Origin of the sequence: Ascidiaceihabitans sp. (assembly GCF_039986515.1) — a bacterium.
Lineage (GTDB): Bacteria > Pseudomonadota > Alphaproteobacteria > Rhodobacterales > Rhodobacteraceae > Ascidiaceihabitans.
The window spans coordinates 123,382-140,626 of record NZ_JBDWQO010000015.1; the positions used below are offsets into that span (position 1 = coordinate 123,382).

The 17,245-nt window shown below is 55.5% G+C and carries 16 protein-coding genes; 3 read left to right on the top strand and 13 right to left on the bottom strand.

Going from position 1 to position 17,245, the window contains the following annotated elements; genetic code table 11:
- The first annotated feature begins 34 nt into the window (after positions 1-34).
- Positions 35-775: a hypothetical protein gene (locus ABJL60_RS15180; protein WP_348374486.1), complete on the top strand. Its 741-nt coding sequence runs from the start codon at positions 35-37 to the stop codon at positions 773-775.
- On the opposite strand, the gene ABJL60_RS15185 is transcribed toward ABJL60_RS15180, so the two are convergent.
- Positions 772-1,446 (bottom strand): DUF1045 domain-containing protein, encoded by a 675-nt coding sequence (locus ABJL60_RS15185; protein WP_348374487.1) that lies wholly within the window; start codon positions 1,444-1,446, stop codon positions 772-774. The two genes, ABJL60_RS15180 and ABJL60_RS15185, sit on opposite strands and share 4 nt — an antisense overlap.
- A gap of 4 nt (positions 1,447-1,450) precedes the next feature.
- A complete protein-coding gene (ggt, locus tag ABJL60_RS15190) occupies positions 1,451-3,043 on the bottom strand; it encodes a gamma-glutamyltransferase (protein WP_348374488.1) in 1,593 nt (530 codons plus the stop codon).
- 150 nt (positions 3,044-3,193) lie between these two features.
- Between ggt and ABJL60_RS15195 the strand changes: the two genes are divergently transcribed.
- Positions 3,194-3,667, top strand: a complete 474-nt coding sequence (locus tag ABJL60_RS15195) for a hypothetical protein (RefSeq protein ID WP_108829612.1) — start codon at positions 3,194-3,196, stop codon at positions 3,665-3,667.
- Here ABJL60_RS15195 and ABJL60_RS15200 read toward each other — a convergent pair.
- The 3 genes from ABJL60_RS15200 to ABJL60_RS15210 are packed head-to-tail and all read right to left on the bottom strand — an operon-like array spanning position 3,664 to position 6,226.
- Entirely contained in the window at positions 3,664-4,242 is a 579-nt protein-coding gene (locus ABJL60_RS15200) for a hypothetical protein (protein ID WP_348374489.1), read from the bottom strand. The genes ABJL60_RS15195 and ABJL60_RS15200 overlap by 4 nt on opposite strands.
- Complete coding sequence (locus ABJL60_RS15205; protein WP_348374490.1) at positions 4,242-4,778, bottom strand: TadE/TadG family type IV pilus assembly protein; 537 nt, start codon at positions 4,776-4,778, stop codon at positions 4,242-4,244. Before ABJL60_RS15205 ends, ABJL60_RS15200 begins: the two co-directional genes overlap by 1 nt.
- The gene (locus tag ABJL60_RS15210; protein ID WP_348374491.1) at positions 4,775-6,226 is read right to left on the bottom strand and encodes a pilus assembly protein TadG-related protein; all 1,452 of its coding nucleotides are present in this window, start codon (positions 6,224-6,226) and stop codon (positions 4,775-4,777) included. The genes ABJL60_RS15205 and ABJL60_RS15210 overlap by 4 nt, the downstream gene beginning before the upstream one ends.
- Positions 6,227-6,625: 399 nt before the next feature.
- Here ABJL60_RS15210 and ABJL60_RS15215 point away from each other — a divergent pair, with 399 nt between their 5' ends.
- Positions 6,626-8,056: a Glu/Leu/Phe/Val dehydrogenase gene (locus tag ABJL60_RS15215; RefSeq protein ID WP_348290101.1), complete on the top strand. Its 1,431-nt coding sequence runs from the start codon at positions 6,626-6,628 to the stop codon at positions 8,054-8,056.
- A 97-nt stretch (positions 8,057-8,153) separates the two neighbouring features.
- On the opposite strand, the gene ABJL60_RS15220 is transcribed toward ABJL60_RS15215, so the two are convergent.
- From ABJL60_RS15220 to ABJL60_RS15255, 8 genes are all read right to left on the bottom strand, one after another.
- A complete protein-coding gene (locus ABJL60_RS15220; RefSeq protein WP_348376588.1) occupies positions 8,154-8,822 on the bottom strand; it encodes a hypothetical protein in 669 nt (222 codons plus the stop codon).
- A 2-nt stretch (positions 8,823-8,824) separates the two neighbouring features.
- Positions 8,825-10,123 (bottom strand): TRAP transporter large permease subunit, encoded by a 1,299-nt coding sequence (locus tag ABJL60_RS15225; RefSeq protein WP_348374493.1) that lies wholly within the window; start codon positions 10,121-10,123, stop codon positions 8,825-8,827.
- Positions 10,120-10,812, bottom strand: coding sequence for a TRAP transporter small permease subunit (locus ABJL60_RS15230; protein ID WP_348374494.1), 693 nt, complete (start codon positions 10,810-10,812; stop codon positions 10,120-10,122). The genes ABJL60_RS15225 and ABJL60_RS15230 overlap by 4 nt, the downstream gene beginning before the upstream one ends.
- A gap of 60 nt (positions 10,813-10,872) precedes the next feature.
- The gene (locus tag ABJL60_RS15235) at positions 10,873-11,856 is read right to left on the bottom strand and encodes a TRAP transporter substrate-binding protein (RefSeq protein WP_348290107.1); all 984 of its coding nucleotides are present in this window, start codon (positions 11,854-11,856) and stop codon (positions 10,873-10,875) included.
- A gap of 22 nt (positions 11,857-11,878) precedes the next feature.
- The gene (locus ABJL60_RS15240) at positions 11,879-13,120 is read right to left on the bottom strand and encodes an FAD-dependent oxidoreductase (RefSeq protein ID WP_348374495.1); all 1,242 of its coding nucleotides are present in this window, start codon (positions 13,118-13,120) and stop codon (positions 11,879-11,881) included.
- A gap of 104 nt (positions 13,121-13,224) precedes the next feature.
- The gene (locus ABJL60_RS15245) at positions 13,225-15,261 is read right to left on the bottom strand and encodes a GMC family oxidoreductase (protein ID WP_348374496.1); all 2,037 of its coding nucleotides are present in this window, start codon (positions 15,259-15,261) and stop codon (positions 13,225-13,227) included.
- Entirely contained in the window at positions 15,261-15,758 is a 498-nt protein-coding gene (locus tag ABJL60_RS15250; RefSeq protein ID WP_348290112.1) for a hypothetical protein, read from the bottom strand. Before ABJL60_RS15250 ends, ABJL60_RS15245 begins: the two co-directional genes overlap by 1 nt.
- The gene (locus ABJL60_RS15255) at positions 15,755-17,221 is read right to left on the bottom strand and encodes a hypothetical protein (protein ID WP_348374497.1); all 1,467 of its coding nucleotides are present in this window, start codon (positions 17,219-17,221) and stop codon (positions 15,755-15,757) included. The genes ABJL60_RS15250 and ABJL60_RS15255 overlap by 4 nt, the downstream gene beginning before the upstream one ends.
- Between the last annotated feature and the right edge of the window lie 24 nt (positions 17,222-17,245).

Here is a 17,245-nt window from a genome sequence, read left to right on the forward strand (position 1 = left end):
TAGCAGCTTTTCCATCTTGTTAAGGAATTTGCCCATGGCCGAGGTCCAAAACCGCTTTGTTATTCTGTCTGCAGCACGGTCTGGCAGCACAGCTTTTACAACGACGTTGGGCGCACATCCCAAGGTTTATTGCCACGGCTCCCCCTTTTTCAGCTCGCCCCGATGGAAATCAGCACTGCACAAAGAAGCAGAAGACGTCGTTGATTTGGGCAAACGCGAAACAGATCCCGTTGGACTGGTTTACGATATTTTGAACTTCACCCCCGGCCCGCCCAACGTGGGGTGCAAGCTGTGGCACAACGCAGACAAAGGCCCCACAGCCGCGATCGAAACCTTGGCCGCTGACGAGACCATCAAAAAGGTTATTCTGAACCGCGAAAACCTGTTGGCCGCCCATTCTTCAGGCGTGGTCATGCAAATGCGCCGTCAACAGCCAGAGCTGTTTGAAGATCCGGAGGCAAAACCTAAACTGACTTTCGACAAAGTCGCATTTTTGCGGTTTGCCAATCGCAGGATGCAGTGGTTTGAAGATTACAGAACCATGTCCAAAGGGGACGTTATCGAAATCCCCTACATCAACTTGATGACAGACGGCATCGACGCGATGCGCCCATTTTTGAAATTGCACCCTTACCGCCTGCGCCAACGCACCAAAAAGGTTGGATCGGGCGACATCATCGGGCGGTATGATGCGGAGTATCACCCCGAAATCCGCGCAGCCCTTGACGAACTTGGGCGGCCCGAATGGGAACGTGAAGACCACCGCACAGACTAATTCAATGCACGGCGTCTAATCTGATGGAACCGCCCATCTGTTGCTTGTCCCATCAACGTAAGTGCGTCGATCTGCACGGGCATCGCCATGCCAGTCAGTGCCTTCTCTAAAATGGCCGAGGCTTGGGCCGCTGTCGGTTTGTCCAACCGGTCCGTTAACGTCATATGAAAGCGGAACGCATCCAGCACATGCGGATACCCCCATGTGTCCAGATAGCCGCGTTGCTGTGGCGTCAAACGGTGCGGGGCGCGGCGTTCAATTTCTGCGGCGCTGAGGGGCGCGCGAAAGACGTCTAGGTCTTGCACAACCTGCGCCGCAAGCCCTTGCAACAGATTGATATCGCCCTTTGGCACAAGCGCCAGAAACCGCCCCAACCTGGCCAGATGCAACTGCGGCAAAGGGGCGATTTGGACGGTGCTGCACAACGCGTCCAACCCCGCCTCCAAGTCTTGTTGCCCCATGCCTTCAGCCAGCCTAAACGGTGCTTTTATGGTGCCATGAAACCCGTATTTGTGCGGGTTCTGTGTGATTTCCGCGACATCAAGACCATCTGTCGCGAAACGCGGCATCTTTGCCCCTGACGCACTGTCCCATCCAAGCCACCGGGCCGCGAAACGCGCCAGATCACTGTCAGTCGGACAGGTATAAAAGACGGCATAGCGTTCAAACATCGCGTCAATATCCCATCGCTGCGCCGTCTTTGCGCGGGTCCGATCCCCCCGTCAAAACGCCCTGTTCCCAATCGATCCAAATGGCTTGCGACCCGCCGATAGGGCGCTCTGGCGCTTTCAGCCGGTGGCCACGCGCCGTCAGCGCATCCTGAATGTCCTGTGGCACTGTGCCTTCGATTTCAACGGCGTCGTCGTCGGGATCAACCATTGTGCGCGGCGCGTCCATCGCCTCTTGGATGTCCATGCCGTAGTCCAGCATGCGCGTCAGAAACTGCATATGCCCAAAGGCTTGATAATGCCCGCCCATCACCCCGAAGGGCATCACGGCGCGGCCTTTCTGTGTCAGCATGCCCGGTATGATAGTGTGCAAAGGACGCTTGCCACCTGCGATACAATTGGGGTGGCCCGGTTCCAGCGAAAACCCGTGGCCGCGGTTTTGCAGAACGACACCGGATTTAGGTGCTACAAGACCTGACCCCCAGCCCATGTACAGGGTGTTTATGAAGGAACAGGCGTTACGGTCTTTGTCGACCACGCTCAGATAAACCGTATCGCGGTGGCGGGTCAGGGGAATATCGGCGGGGGGTTCTTGGGCGCGGGTCATGTCGATCGCATCCACCAAGCGCTGCGCGTAGTCTTCGGACAAGATGTCTTCCACAGGCACATCCGCAAACGCAGGATCCGCAACATAGAGATTTCGGGCGCGGTACGCCAAACGGCACGCTTCCAATTCAAGATGCAACCGGTCTGTGGTCAATGGCCCGTCAACCACATCCAGCTTCGACATCATGTTCAGCAACAACAGGGCGATGACCCCTTGCCCGTTGGGTGGACATTCATGCACGGTATAGCCGCGAAAGTCTGTTGTGATCGGCGTGACGTATTCGCCTTTGGTGGCTGCAAAATCCTGCAGGCTGTGCAACCCGCCTTTGGAACGCAGGTAGTCCACCATGTCTTGTGCAATCTCGCCTTCGTAGAACGCATCGCGGCCATGGGTGGAGATGGCCTCAAGCGTGTCGGCCAGTTCCTTTTGAAAATGCATCTCCCCCACTTTAGGCGGCTTGCCACCTGGCAAGAAAATACGCGCTGCGTTTTCATCTGTCCGCAACAACGGCGTACAGGCCTCGAAGTCGGATGCGACGCGCGACGACAACGGGTATCCATGGCGTGCGTAGTTGATGGCCGGGGCCAGCACATCGGCCAACGGCATGCGCCCGTGATCCGCATGCAACCGCGTCCAGCCGTCAATAGCCCCCGGAACGGTCACGGCATGGGGTGACATGCGCGAAAATTCGGTGATGCCTTGATCGCGGTAATAGGCGATGTCTGCCGCTGCAGGGGCGCGTCCCGATCCGTTGAACCCGATGACTTTGTCACGGCCTTCCGGGGCATAAAGGCAAAAGCAATCCCCGCCGATGCCTGTTGATCCGGGTTCCGTCACACATTGCACAGCAACCGCAGCAATGGCCCCGTCCATCGCATTGCCGCCAGCCTTCAGCATATCCAGCGCGGCCTGACTGGCCAACGGATGGGACGTTGCGGCCATGCCGTGGGGGGCGTGAACAGGTGAACGGCCAGGAAGTTCCAGATTGCGCATGACGCCCCCTTTTTTGCAGTGTGATGGCCCCACGATGGCGACTGTGCAGAAGGGATGCAAGGCGTACCGCCCTTGCCCTTGGCCCGTGCCGCGGGTTAGGTGCACACCGCATGGGCCTGCGCGGTGCATAGCCAACAGGGATGTTAACACATGGACGATACAGTCATTGCCACGATCACAGCCTCAGCAGGCCGCCGTTTGCTGGGTATCTTGTCTATGGGCACTTTGGGGGTTCTGGTCATCACAATTTGCTTTTTGGCCCCACCGGCGCCGGGACTTATCGTATTTCTTCTGGCTGTCGGCGCCGCATCCCTGTGGGCCGCTGAAAATATGCGGCGCGCAACGACGTTGACGATCGAGCTTACGGAAGAAGGGTTGCGCGACAGCTCTGGTGAAGTGTTGGCGCGGCTGGACGATATCGCCGGTATTGATCGCGGCGTCTTTGCCTTCAAACCGTCCAACGGCTTTTTGCTTAGCACCAAAACGCCGGCCACCCGTGTGTGGCGGCCCGGGCTTTGGTGGCGCTTTGGCAAACGCGTGGGTGTGGGTGGCATGACACCAGCGGGTGAAACAAAGTTCATTGCCGATTACATTGCGACCCATGTGGCCCAACGCGACGGTTAACTGCCGCTGCTGGGATCCCACAAGACCTGCGGTGCGTATCGGGGGCGAGTGAACACGAAATTCACAATCTCATGGTCAGACAAGCCCGTGTCGAAGGGCGGGTTATACTTGACCCATGTCTCAACCAGCATGACCCGTTCATTGTGCTTCATGATCGGCAAGCGGTCGCCCAGTTTCTTGACCGCAGTGTTGCCCAGCTCGGACACCCAGCCGCGTTTCTTCGACCAGTCGCGTTTGTAGATATCGTTATTGGCGTCGTATTTGACGCTGGTGATACGAATGGCAGTGTTCGATTCCTCGGCCGCCGTCAAATAGGTCAGCAGATCCTGCGCCCCGTTCATATAGGCCGAGTCCAGATAGGCTGTTTCCCTCGAGATCATGTCACCGATTGTAAACGCGGCCCGCAGATTGACCGTGTGCTGGCGGTAGGCGTGAAAAATGGAGAACATCGTTAGATAAGCCCAGAACAGGGCGGGCAGAATAATCACCGTTTCCACCGCGATACTGGCGTCTTCGTCGCGCCCGAAGCGGGCGGCATAGTACTGCATCTTTTGTTTCAGGTTCATTTTGCGCATTACCTTGGCTCCTGCACAAAGGCGGATATAGAGACCATTTTAGAGCGGCCCGATCCGTCTTTGGTGAAGGCGTAACCCAGACCCGTGCTTGGGAATACCGGTTTGAACATATAACATGCACGTACCAACATCATTTCATTGTCCTGCCCCAGACTGAACACCGTGGGCGGTTCAATCGGCTGGGACACATCCACGCAATCAGACGGCATACCAATGCCACCGAAGTTGCGGATGTTCACTGGCGTTAGCGACAGGCGCAACGCCGATTCACAATCGGGCAAATTCCCCGCCATGTCGCAAATCGAATTCTTGAGATCGTTGTGCGTAAACTGCACCCCGGTTCCCAAACGCACGTTGCGCACAGTCATGTCGACGCCCCGGTCCAAGAACACTTGGCGCATGGAATAGATGCCAAGTTCGATGGATGTCAGGAACAGGGTGAAGATCAAAGGCACCGCAAGGGCAAATTCAATCACCAGCTGTCCGTCTTCATCACGCCCGAACCGGCGCAGGAACTGTTTCGTTTTGCGTATCATTGGGTCAACCTCAACTGGTTGATTTGGCTTGCAATTGATTTGAAGGCCTCTGAGATTTCCACACCTTCCACCCGGAAGAAGTGGGCAGGCGAAGAGGCACAGTTTTGCATGACACCGGCGCTGTAGTCGCTGACTTCAAAACCGATAGACCAGATCACGATACCTTGCGCTTTGGCGGCGTCGCAAATGCTGTCCAACATGGTATCAGCTTGGCTAGACGTGTATTTGATATAGCGCCAGTCGTCGTAGTTCCAGCTGCGGACACCTGCATAAGACAGATAGGTTTCAATTGGCCAAAGTTCCCAGTGGCGATAGTGGCTTTCGGTGGCATAATACCACGGCCGGATGCGCCACGTATCCACGTTCTGGCCATCCGTCATCAGAATGACAGTTTTCAGAGTGTCAGGATCATCGTAGTTCGCAGGGCGTCCTGCAAAGATGCCATCGACCTGATTGCTGAGCGACAATGCTTGCGTCACCGGGCGGAAGGACGGATCAAGCAATGTGACCCCCCATTTCATACCAAGGTGAATAGCTGTGTTCGCACGATACGTCAGGCTATTGATGTTCGACTTCAATGCATTTGCATCTTGCGACATGGGCACGATTTTCTCGTATTCCTGTTTCGGACACCCAGGGTTCTTGATCTTTGTGTTCCAACCGTACCAGTTGCTGCTCATCTCAAAGTGCTGCATCTGTTCGTACTGCTTGGACATGCTAATGGTTGTGCTGTTGAAATCGACAGGCTCGAAGTCAACGCAGAAAGAATAGGGATGCCGTTCGGTCGCGTTCAATTCTTCAAAGATCGCCTCACCTGCGTTCACTTGCGCCGTGTACGGCACCAAGGACACAGAAATCAGATCTTCGGTCTCTTCCCGCAGAACTTCGTCCACAAATGTCTTCGACGCTGTGCGCAGGTTAGACATTTTGTTATTGTACCGCATGGACCCCGAGATATCGAGAACCATGGAAATCTCGACGTTGGATATCCGTTCTTCGGCTTTGCTGCGTGCAGGCGCGTTGAGTTCGGGAACCCCCATCAAACGCATAAACTGCGTCGGCGTCGGGCTGTTTGCCGTGGCCAGAACCGTGCGATAATTCAGACCTTCGTCAACGGTAACGCTGCTGAGGTAATCCGCCATGCCGGCTTTGTCGAAGTAGTCATTCACAACAGCTTCGGGGTCCAGTGTCTGATCAATATCAGCCGCCGCCAGAACCGCGCGATCAATTGTTGCTTGTAGCTTGGCGCGTTCCATTTCGTTGCGCATGATGTCAACGCCAATGCCACCCACCAAAAGCATCATCATCAGGATCATAAGGCCGAACATCGTCATGACGCCGTCCTCGTTACGCGAGAAATGCCGCGCGAACTGCATGGCATCCACCAGGCTTAATTTGGGCTTTTCAACGCGGCCCAATGTATTCGTATGCGCACCTAGATCAGACATGGTCGACCTTCCTAAAACTTCTGCTCCACAAGGGCGAAATACCCTTTGCGGCGACAGCGTTTGTGCATCGCAAATGTGTTTGAAATCAGGCAACACAGGGAAGAGTGTGTGAAGAATTCGCTGATTCAAGGACAATCACAGCCCCTCGGCAGCATTGTTAACCAAATAATAACCTTTTCCGCATTGCGACGCCAACCTGCGCCAACACCCGATTTTCAGCTGCAAAACCCAACTGCCCAAGTCTACGACAGGCAATTGTTCTGCCAAATCCCGGTTTTACGCCGCAACTATTTTTTATAAAAAGCACAAAAAAGTCGCACATGTTAACCTAGTCGTCATAGGCTGCGTGCACAGATCAACCCAACCATGAGTCGTTCTGTCGGGAAAAGGAGACCTCGAATGAGTGCACCCAATGAGCCTAGCTTTCGTGAAAGTGTGGATATGATGTTCAATCGCGCGGTGGCGTTGATGGACTTGCCGCCAGGCTTGGAAGAAAAAATCAGGGTGTGCAACGCCACCTATACCGTACGTTTTGGCGTGCGGTTGCGCGGCCAAATCCAGACCTTCACAGGGTATCGTTCTGTGCATTCCGAACATATGGAACCGGTCAAAGGCGGCATTCGCTTTTCTTTGGGTGTCAATCAGGACGAAGTGGAAGCTCTCGCGGCCTTGATGACGTACAAATGTGCGTTGGTCGAAGCGCCGTTTGGCGGATCAAAAGGCGGTTTGTGCATCGATCCGCGCCAATACGACGAACACGAATTGGAACAGATCACACGACGGTTCGCCTATGAGCTGATCAAACGCGATCTTATCAACCCGTCCCAAAACGTGCCCGCCCCCGATATGGGAACCGGCGAACGCGAAATGGCGTGGATGGTGGATCAATACGCACGAATGAACACCACCGACATCAATGCAAAGGCCTGTGTCACAGGCAAACCGTTGAATGCGGGCGGCATTGCCGGCCGTGTCGAAGCCACAGGCCGCGGGGTGCAATATGCCTTGCGCGAATTTTTCCGTGACACAGAAGGTGTGAAAAAAGCTGGCCTGACAGGCACGCTTGACGGCAAACGTGTTGTCGTTCAGGGCCTCGGCAATGTGGGCTACCACGCGGCCAAGTTTCTGGCGGCTGAAGATGGATGCAAGGTTGTGGGCATCATCGAACGTGATGGTGCTTTGGTTGAGACGAAAGGGTTGGATGTCGATGCAATCCAACACTGGATCAGCACGCATGGCGGTATTGCAGGTTATCCTGATGCAACCTTCGTGGAAAATGGCGCCAAAGTTCTGGAAGAAGAATGCGAAATTCTGATCCCGGCAGCCTTGGAAGGTGTGATCAACCTAAGCAATGCGGCAAATATCAAAGCACCGCTGATCATCGAGGCGGCAAACGGACCTGTGACAGCCGGCGCGGATGCAATCTTGCGTGACAAAGGCACGGTTATCATCCCAGACATGTATGCCAATGCCGGCGGTGTGACCGTATCTTACTTCGAATGGGTCAAGAACCTGAGCCACATTCGTTTTGGCCGTATGCAGCGTCGTCAGGAAGAAGGACGGCACCAGTTGGTTGTTGATGAACTGGAGCGTCTAAGCTCGGACAGCGGGATTGGTTGGAAATTGTCACCCGACTTCAAAGATCGCTATCTGCGCGGTGCGGATGAATTGGAACTGGTACGATCCGGTCTCGATGACACGATGCGCATTGCCTACCAGTCCATGATGAATGTCTGGCACACGCGCGATGATGTGCAGGATCTGCGTACAGCAGCCTATCTGGTGTCCATCGACAAGGTCGCCAGCAGCTACAAAGCTAAAGGGCTTTAACACCCCATCCCGAAGCCGCGAAACCAAGTGGCTTCGGGAACCATCAAAAATTGCGCCCGCTGGAAATCAGCGTTCGGGACCAATCTTGCGGTCAGCGTCAACGCCAGCTTGGCGCCACAGCGTTTGGATGAACGCCAGCAATTTCTGACATGATGTCCGTCACTGGCAATCCAGTGGCTGCCATGACAGCCGCGCGGTAGGGTGGCAAATTTGTACATTCAAATAAGATGTGACGATGTGCCGGGGTTTGATGTTTTTGCACCAAGTCAACCAGTTCGGCCTGCGCCTGCCCCGCATCTAATCCTGACGTGTTGCCTTCAATGACGGCACGCAAATGGTGTTCGGGCGGCAACCCCACAATGGATGTCTGGAATGCGGACTGCTCCCCCAAATGCACTGCAGTCAATTTTGCCGCATCAAAGGTCACGATCATAAGTTGGTCCGGCGTAAAGTGCGCGACCAACCGATCCAAAGCCCCCAACGCCGAACATATCAAAACCTGCGATGTCAGTGATTGCAAATGAGACTGCCAATACGACAAAAATCCGCACGATGTGACGACGATTGCGCCCCGCGCCTGACGCAGCGCATCTTCAAAAGGGGCAATATCAATCAAATCAGGACGATCGCTGACCACGTTCTGCACTGTCGCAGAGGGCACCCGGATCACTTCCATCGGCAACGCATAGCTTTGGGCGCACCCGACATCCCCCGCAATACGCGGAAAATGTGTGTCCAGTTGCAAGACAGTGACCGCAGGTGGCATGTCTACTGGATGTTGTTGGGCAACCACGTGGCAAGCCCCGGCCAAATCACCAGAATAACCACCATCAGCAGCATCAATGCGACCATGGGCAAAGCGACCTTCGAGATATATCCAATCTCGTGTTTTGTCATGCCTTGCAGCACAAACAGGTTGAACCCGATGGGCGGTGTGACCTGCGCCATCTCAACCACGACCACGATGAAAATCCCAAACCAGATCACGTCGATGCCCGCCTGACGGATCATCGGCTCAACAATCGCCATGGTCAGAACCACCGATGAAATCCCGTCCAGAAACATCCCCAAGATGATGTAGAACACAGTCAAGGCAGCGATCAGCGTGATGGGCGAAAGCTGCATCTGGTCGATCCATGCGGCCAATGCACGCGGCAATCCGGTGAAACCCATCGACAACGACAAGAACGCCGCCCCCATCAAGATCAAAGCGATCATGGCCGAGGTGCGCGTGGCCCCCATCAGACTTTCAAAGAAGGCCGATGCGGTTAACGATCGTTGGAACGCCGCCAATGTCAACGCACCGATGACACCCACTGCCGCTGCTTCCGTTGCGGTGGCCCAACCGAAGTACATCGAGCCGATGACCGCAAAGACCAAACACAACACAGGGATCAAAAACCGGCTTTCTGCAAGCATTGTGCCAAAATTCATGGCCGGTTCGGGTGCGGGACGTTGATCCGGTTTGATGAAGTGCCAGAACACAATGTAGCTCATGAACAACGTCGCCAGCACGAGGCCCGGAATGATGCCCGCCATAAACAACTTAATGATGCTTTCGTTGATCGACACGCCGTAGACGATCAAGGTAAGCGACGGGGGGATCATCAGACCAAGCGTGGCTGCCCCCGCCAAAGTACCTACGATCATGTATTCGGGGTATCCGCGTTTGCGCAGCTCGGGGATCGACATTTTGCCGACCGTGGTCAGGGTCGCCGCGGATGATCCCGAAACGGCCGCAAATATGGTGCAACCCGCGATATTGGTATGCAGCAATCCACCCGGCAGCCAGCGCATCCACGGGGCAAGGCCGCGGAACATGTCTTGCGATAATCGGGTACGATACAAGATTTCACCCATCCAGATAAACAATGGCAAAGCCGTTAACGTCCAACTGCTGGAGCTGGTCCAGATGGTGGTGATCATCGCATCGCCTGCGGGGCGCACAGTGAACAATTCCATCCCGACCCAAGCCACCCCCATCAGGGCAAGGCCGATCCAGATAGACGACCCAAGCAGGGTAAACAGGACGAAAAGGAAGACAATAGTTGCGTAGGCTTCGGTCATTCGACGGCCTCCGATTTGATCGGGTTGGTGCCGGTGACCAGCAAACGATAAAGCGTGTCCCAAAGGGCAATCGCCAACAAAACGGTACCGATGGACATGGCCAGTTGCGGGATCCAGACGGGGGTGTAGACCAGCTTGTCACCCGCGTCTGCGATGCCTGCGAAATCAAGACGGAACAGCGCCACAACCCATTCCGGGATCTGGTCTTGGCCTTGCGTGCGGTCATTCAACATCTCGGAAAATCCGTTGGCCTTGATCGCGTAGCGCGAAAAATAGGTGGCGATTACAGCAGCGGCAAACACCGCAAAGATATCAAGCCATTTCTTCGTGAAATTCGTGGCATTCAAAAGGATCGACACACGAATATGCGCCCCCCGCGTCATCGCGTGGCACAGCGCGAAAAAAGATGTGGCGGCCATGGCGTAGCCTGCAAATTCAGTGGTGCCTGGCAACGCGAACCCCACCCAACGCGAGATCATCTGCGCCACGATCAGCCCCAGAATGGTACACATGAAACACGCCGAAATGATGCCAGAGGCAAGGTAGACGCCGTCCAACACTTTCCACAGCGGCCGCAACGGGCGTTCCAAACGTGCCCCCAGCACAAAGCAAACCAAACCCAAGACGCTTGGCAGCACAAAAAGCCACGCCCACAGTGGCAAGCCCATCACGGGCGACCAATCGCGCATCACGCATATCCTTTTGGGAAAAGAGAAAGGCCAGCCCCGAAAGGTTGGCCCTGAAGACGCTTAGTTGTTGTAGGCGTCGAGAATTTTCTGACCGTCTGCGCCAGCTGTTTCCAGCCACTCAGCCGTCATTTTCTCACCGATGGCTTTCAGCTCTGCCAGAAACTCTGGGCCTGCATCTTCCACGGACATGCCGTTTTTGGCCAGTTCTTCGAAGTAGAAGTTTGCCAGTTCTTCGGACTTGGCAGCACAGGATGCGCCGGTTTCATCCGCCGCTTTCTGGATGCCCGCCTTGGTGTCGTCGTCCAGTGCGTCCCACGCTTGCGCGTTCACCATCACGTAGTTGCGTGGCAACCATGCATTGACCTTGTAGTAGTGGCTGAGGTGTTCCCAGACCTTGCGGTCATAACCGGTAGAACCGGATGAAATGAACGCCGACGCCACGCCTGTTGCCAGCGCTTGCGACAGTTCGGCCGCTTCGATCTGAACAGGGATCATGCCCAGTTCTTCCGCAAACGTCGCTGTGGCTGAGTTATAGGAACGGAACTTGATGCCTTGGGTGTCAGCAGAAGACGCGACTTCTTTGTTGAAGTAAAAGCCCTGGCCCGGCCATGGGCACGTGTAAAGTGCGACAAGGTTCAGGTCCGCAAGCTGCGCATTGACCACATCTTTGGCCGCGGCCCACATTTTTGCGTTGTCGGCATATGTAGTCGCCACAAATGGCAGGTTGTCCCAGCCCAAAAGCGGGGCCTCATTGGCGTGCGCGGACATAAAGCGTTCACCGATTGGCACCTGACCCGTCTGAACGGCGCGTTTGATGTCGCCGCCACCAAACAATGATCCACCCGGATGCACAGTGATGTCGATGGCACCACCCGTGTATTCGCGCACGCGGTCCGCAAACATCACACCCTGCTCAGAGTGGAAGTTGGTGGCCGAATAGGCCATCGGCATGTCCCATTTCTGGGCATGACCGTCCGCAAACACCGTTGTGGCAGCAAGCGCGCCAGCGATGGCTGTGCTGGCGATTTTTGTGAATGAAGTCATTGGTCTCTCCCTGAAGCAGGGTCTAGCGCCCCACGTATTTTTTTGGATCAAATGGCGACATGTCCATATTGGGGCTCCGCCCGTCGATCATGTCAGCGATGATCCGACCCGTTTTCGGACCACCTGTCAACCCGACATGCTGATGCCCGAATGCGGAGTAGCTTTTGCCTTGCGCATCGTTGGCCCCGATCAGCGGCAGGCTGTCAGCAGGTGCAGGACGGTGCCCCATCCATTCCACAACCCGGTCGTAGGTGACATTTGGCAACACCGCCTCAACCTGACGACGCAGCAATTCAAACGGCGCACGGCTTGGGGCGGCATCCAGTCCTCCGAATTCGATCACACCCGCAGCACGGATGCGCCCGTCCATCGGCGTTACGACAAATTTTCCGGATGCCACCATCATCGGGTTCTTTGGCATCGACGACGGGTTCACCAATTCAATATGATATCCGCGTTCGCTTTCAAACGGCACCTTCACCCCAAGCTTGTGCGCAATGGCCTTTGACCAAGGCCCCATCGCAAACACGATACGGTCGGCCTGCAGTGTGCCATTGTCGGTGTGCAAAGCCCTGACGCCCCCGTCTGCCACATCTATGTCGTGGATTGCCGTGATCGCCAGCTGCCCGCCCTGATCCACAAAATGATCTGCCAACGCTTTTACGTAAGCACCCGGATCACTGATGCGCCCATGATCGTGGCACCGCACAACTTTGGCAAAGGCATTTCCATATGCCGGATCATCGGCCAAATAATCTTCGCCAGACACAACATCATATGACAGTCCGACCTCGCGTCGTTTCAGCCATCCATAGGCATCTGCCGCGAAAGCCGCCGGCGTGGCGTACCCGAAGCAATAATTTTCGCGTGTGATGAATTTTGCGGCAGGTGTATCTTTGGCCAGCGCTTCATGTTGCGTCACAGTATCGTGCAGCAGCCCCGCCATGGACTTGGCATATAGCGTGACATGCGCGTCGTTGGCATGGCGCAGGTACCGCTGCAAAAATGGCAAAAGACGCGGCAGGTAGGACCACTTCAGGAACAAAGGCGCGTTGGGGTTAAACAGCATCCCCGGAGCACGCCGCAGCAAACCCGGAGTTGTAACCGGAATAACAGAGCCAGCAGCCAGAACGCCCGCATTCCCGTGGCTGGTGCCTTTTCCCGGCCCCTCGCGGTCCACAAGCGTCACCGAATGTCCGGCGCGTTGCAACCAAATGGCCGTCGACACCCCGACAATACCTGCCCCTGCCACGATAACGTCCATGATGCCGTTCCTTGCCCAAGTCCCAAATCGCCTTAAGGCATAGCGGCAAAGCAAAGGCCGCTTCAACGTCTTTGTCAAAGCGGCCTTGATGCAGTTTTGATGTTTTACGCGCCTTGCAACTGCGCCTTGATTGCATCAGCTGCCGCGAAGGCCAGCGCAGACAAGGTCAGTGTGGGGTTCGCCGTTGTGATCGTCGGGAATACGCCATCGCCCACCAAGAACAGGTTAGAGTGGTCCCACGACCGGCTGGTTTTATCAACGACCGACGTCGCGGCAGCGTCCCCCATGCAATAGGTGCCAACAAGATGCCCCGCCCCGTAGTACTGGAACCCCAGAGGTACAGGTTGCGGCACACTGTTTGCGTCCCGTGCGCAGACCTTCGGATCCATCAGCTCGGGCGGCAGCGTGCCAAACACATCCGGGTCCGGGTTTTCAAACCAGTTGGGATTGTCGACCATCGCCCCCCCTTTGCCCGCCACCTGCTGCGCGTTGCGCGTGTAGTTCGTAACCCCCATTTTGGCATAGACCTGTCGGCTGAATATCTCGGCATAGGCAAAGCCACGCCGCGTGTATTCAGACAGTTGGTAGTCGATGATCGGGCGCGGCACACCCAGCCCGTCCGTGATCCCAAGACTGCGGTCGATGCGCACACGGCTGTCAGGATCGGGCGATTGTTCCACCAAAAACCCCATGCGCCATTGCCGTGTGAAGGCGTCGTTCAACCTGTTCACCAGGTCCGTGCCAAACAGCGTTTGCGCCGCACCACCCGGTCCTTGGTTGTTCAGGCCAGACATATTGGTGCCGCTGATAAAGTCATTCGTGGTTGTCCACGGATCACCGTTCGAAAAGTTCCAACCTTCGTTGCCAATTTCGACCCGCCACGCAGCACGGTCAGACCTGTATGGGCCATCCCGCAAGGATTCGATGCCCGCCGTCGTCAGCGGCCCCCGGAACCCGTAGATTTGCTGGTTCATCAAAGACCACGAAAGATACAGCGGATGGTCCATCAGATTGCGCCCCACCTGATCGGAGGAATTCGCAACCGTCCCGCTGCCATCGCCCAGATCGGACAGCAAAAGCAGTTTCGGCGTTTCAATCGCATGGGCGGCGATGACGTAAATCTTGGCCGTCACCGTCACCGGATCGCTTTGCGTCAGCACGCCGTTTTCGGTCTTCCATGTGGTGTATTCCACCCCCGTCACCGGCGCGCCGTAGCTTTGTGCGATGACCCGTTTGACCACGGATTGCGCCAGCACAGTGACGTTGCCTGTGCTTTGCGCGTTGCTCATGGTGACGGTCGCGTCGTATTTCGCCTGAATGGGACAGATGGGGATGCAGTTTGTGTTGCCTGCACACACTCGGCGCTGTGCATAGGGTTGCGAATTGCGTCCCGCGGGGGTCGGCGTCACAATGATCGACTGATCGCCAAACCCAAAGTAACCATCGGTTCCGTTTACAAAATCACCCACGGTTTGATCCACCACCGACAGGGGCAACTCGGGCATGGGGTATTCGTAGCCTTCCGGATACTCCAACCCGATGCTGGCCAGATCGGTTTCTTGCACGCTGGTGGTGGCAGAAACCCCGATCTCGGCCTCGGCCCGCGCATAGAGGGGCAGCATTTCAGTGTCTTGAATGGGCCAGTTCTTCAAAGGGTAATCAGGATTTCCGGCGCCATAAACATCCTTCATGCGAAAGTCGTTTTTCAAAAACCGCAAGCTGGTGCCAAGCCAATGCCACGTGGTGCCGCCCGCGACACGTTCATAGGTGCTTAGGAAGGGTTGCGGTCCCTTTTGCAGCAGATACGAGACGTCAGGATCAAAGATAAACCCGTCGTCATTGCCCAGTGTTTGTTGCCACCCCGCCGAGACGTTTGAGGAAAACGTATCAGAGACGGTGGCACGGGGCGTCGGCTCTGCGCTTGGGTCGGAAAACAAGGCAGGCGGATAGGGCGATTCCGGCGTTTTGACGGAATTTTTGTAAAATGTGCTCATGTATTCCTGACGCTCGGTCGGGGGCGTTTCCGGGCCCGATTCAAGCACCAGAATTTTGGTGTTTTGCAACTGCGCCAATTCTTTGGCCACGATCGAACCGGACACGCCGGCGCCGACGATGATGATGTCAAAATCTGTATCAGACATTAGCTTGTCCCCCCTGTCGCATCTGGATTGCCTGTGGTCAGCGCAAGGCTGGCAGCGGGGTCTTTGGCCCAATACCCGAAGGTGAAGGGGCTGTTGCCCATCGCGTGGCTTTGCATGACCTGCCATGACAGTCCGCGAATGTAGGACTGTTCAGACACCACTTCTTGTTGGGTTGTGTCTTCGGGATTGTACCACGACCCCAAATACCAAAGCTTGTTGATCGACATGGCCAAACGCACCATTTCAGCCGAAATGGCAACGGTTTCTGACCCACCTTTCATCGTTTCCGCCCAGGCGTCGCCGCCCGTGGCACCGGTACCTGTTACAACGGCAAATGTGTCCAAAAGGACTGTGAAATTGGTAGGCTCCTTGGCCATAATGTAGTCGAAATAGACCTGTTTGAGGTTCACTGGATCAACGGAAGGCGCAAACATGCTTGCGTCAAAACCTGTCAAAGCAGCAGACAGACTGACGAATACGTCCATTTGGTCGCTCATTGTGTCGGTCCTTTCGCGCGCTCTAGAAGGTAGGTGAAATCTGAAAACGTGCCATCCGTCATTGTTGCGTCCTTGTGGCAACTGATGCAGTTGGACGAGGCTTGGGGCACGGTGCCTTGAATGTAGCTTTCAAGGGTTGTGTTGGCCAAAAAGGTCGGCGCAGGTGCGCCTGTCGGGTCCACAGGGTTCAACGATGTGCACCAGCCGTTTTCTGCACTTGGTGTTGTGGGCGTGCCCAATGTGGCTTGGGTTGGCCACTGCGTTGAAATCAAGTGATAGTTTTCCCAGACCGTTCCTTTGGTCAGTTCATTTTGCACAACTGTGTTCATGGCCACCGTATGGTCTGTGACAGGAATGGAACGCTCGATCTGGCTTTTGCCCATGTTCTGCGCAACCGGTTGCACATGCGGGTTCCAGGGCTGGGCCGGCGGCGTGTTCACGTCGTTGCAGTCTTCACAGTCCGGCTGGAAATAGTTGTAGGAGGCACGACTTTGTGGCCGGCCAGCTTCGGGCACGTTTGCCACATGTTCAAAGGTGGACCACAGCCATTGCGGATCGTTGATCGTCTTGTGACCAATGTGGAAACCAACCAACCCCATCTGCTGAATTTCGCAAGACGCCGGTTTGTCGTTAAGTGCAGGCGTATAGACCAATGCTTCGGTTGCATGAAAATCAGCGGCCACATCGGTTCCGGCAATCACCTTCCACGCCGCTTTGACCATCATCGCACCTTGTTGGCCTTGCGGGCTGCATTTGGATCCAGTCGCGTCCGGATCACAGCTACATGTGAAATTCACGGCATTGCCAGCTTGCGAAAATGCGGCTTGCCCCGCCTTATTATACAGTTGGTTTTCAGTGATATAATCGTACATCGGCTGGTTCACAGAAATTGCAAAGCGGCTGTACCACCCGTTGGTGTCAATCAAAGGACCGGAGTTGAAGGGCTGGGTTGCCTCTTCCAGAAGATCAGGATGTTTGCCGATCTGACTGATAACACGCAGTCCCTTCGTGTCGCCCAGCGCTTTGCATTCATCCGGAATTTCACGTGGTGGTGTTGCCCCAGCAGCTCCGGGATCTGCGCCACCTGTCAGAAAGATGTCACTGCTTTCTGCCCATGTTTCCCATACAGTTTCATTGTCGCCGCTTTTGTCCCCAAACGCCCCATCCGGAGAATGATTGAGCGCAAGAAATGAGTTCCACGAATAGGAATCAAATGCGCATTGCAGGTTGTCCAACGAAAAATCACCGTCCGTGATGGACCCAAAATCCGGAATTGCAGGGATGGTTGTGCCGTTAATAAGTGTTTGCGTGGTCGCGGCACACTGCACCTGTGCAGTCGTTTGTGGTGTTGGCGTTGCTGCGCCACCAGATGCCAAAACCGTTTCTTTTGTGGCGGGCATGAGCGTAAAATACAGTCCCACCAGAACCGCGATAAAGATCGCAGCAGCCAAAATGCGTTTCATGGTAAAATCCATTATGTCTAAAAT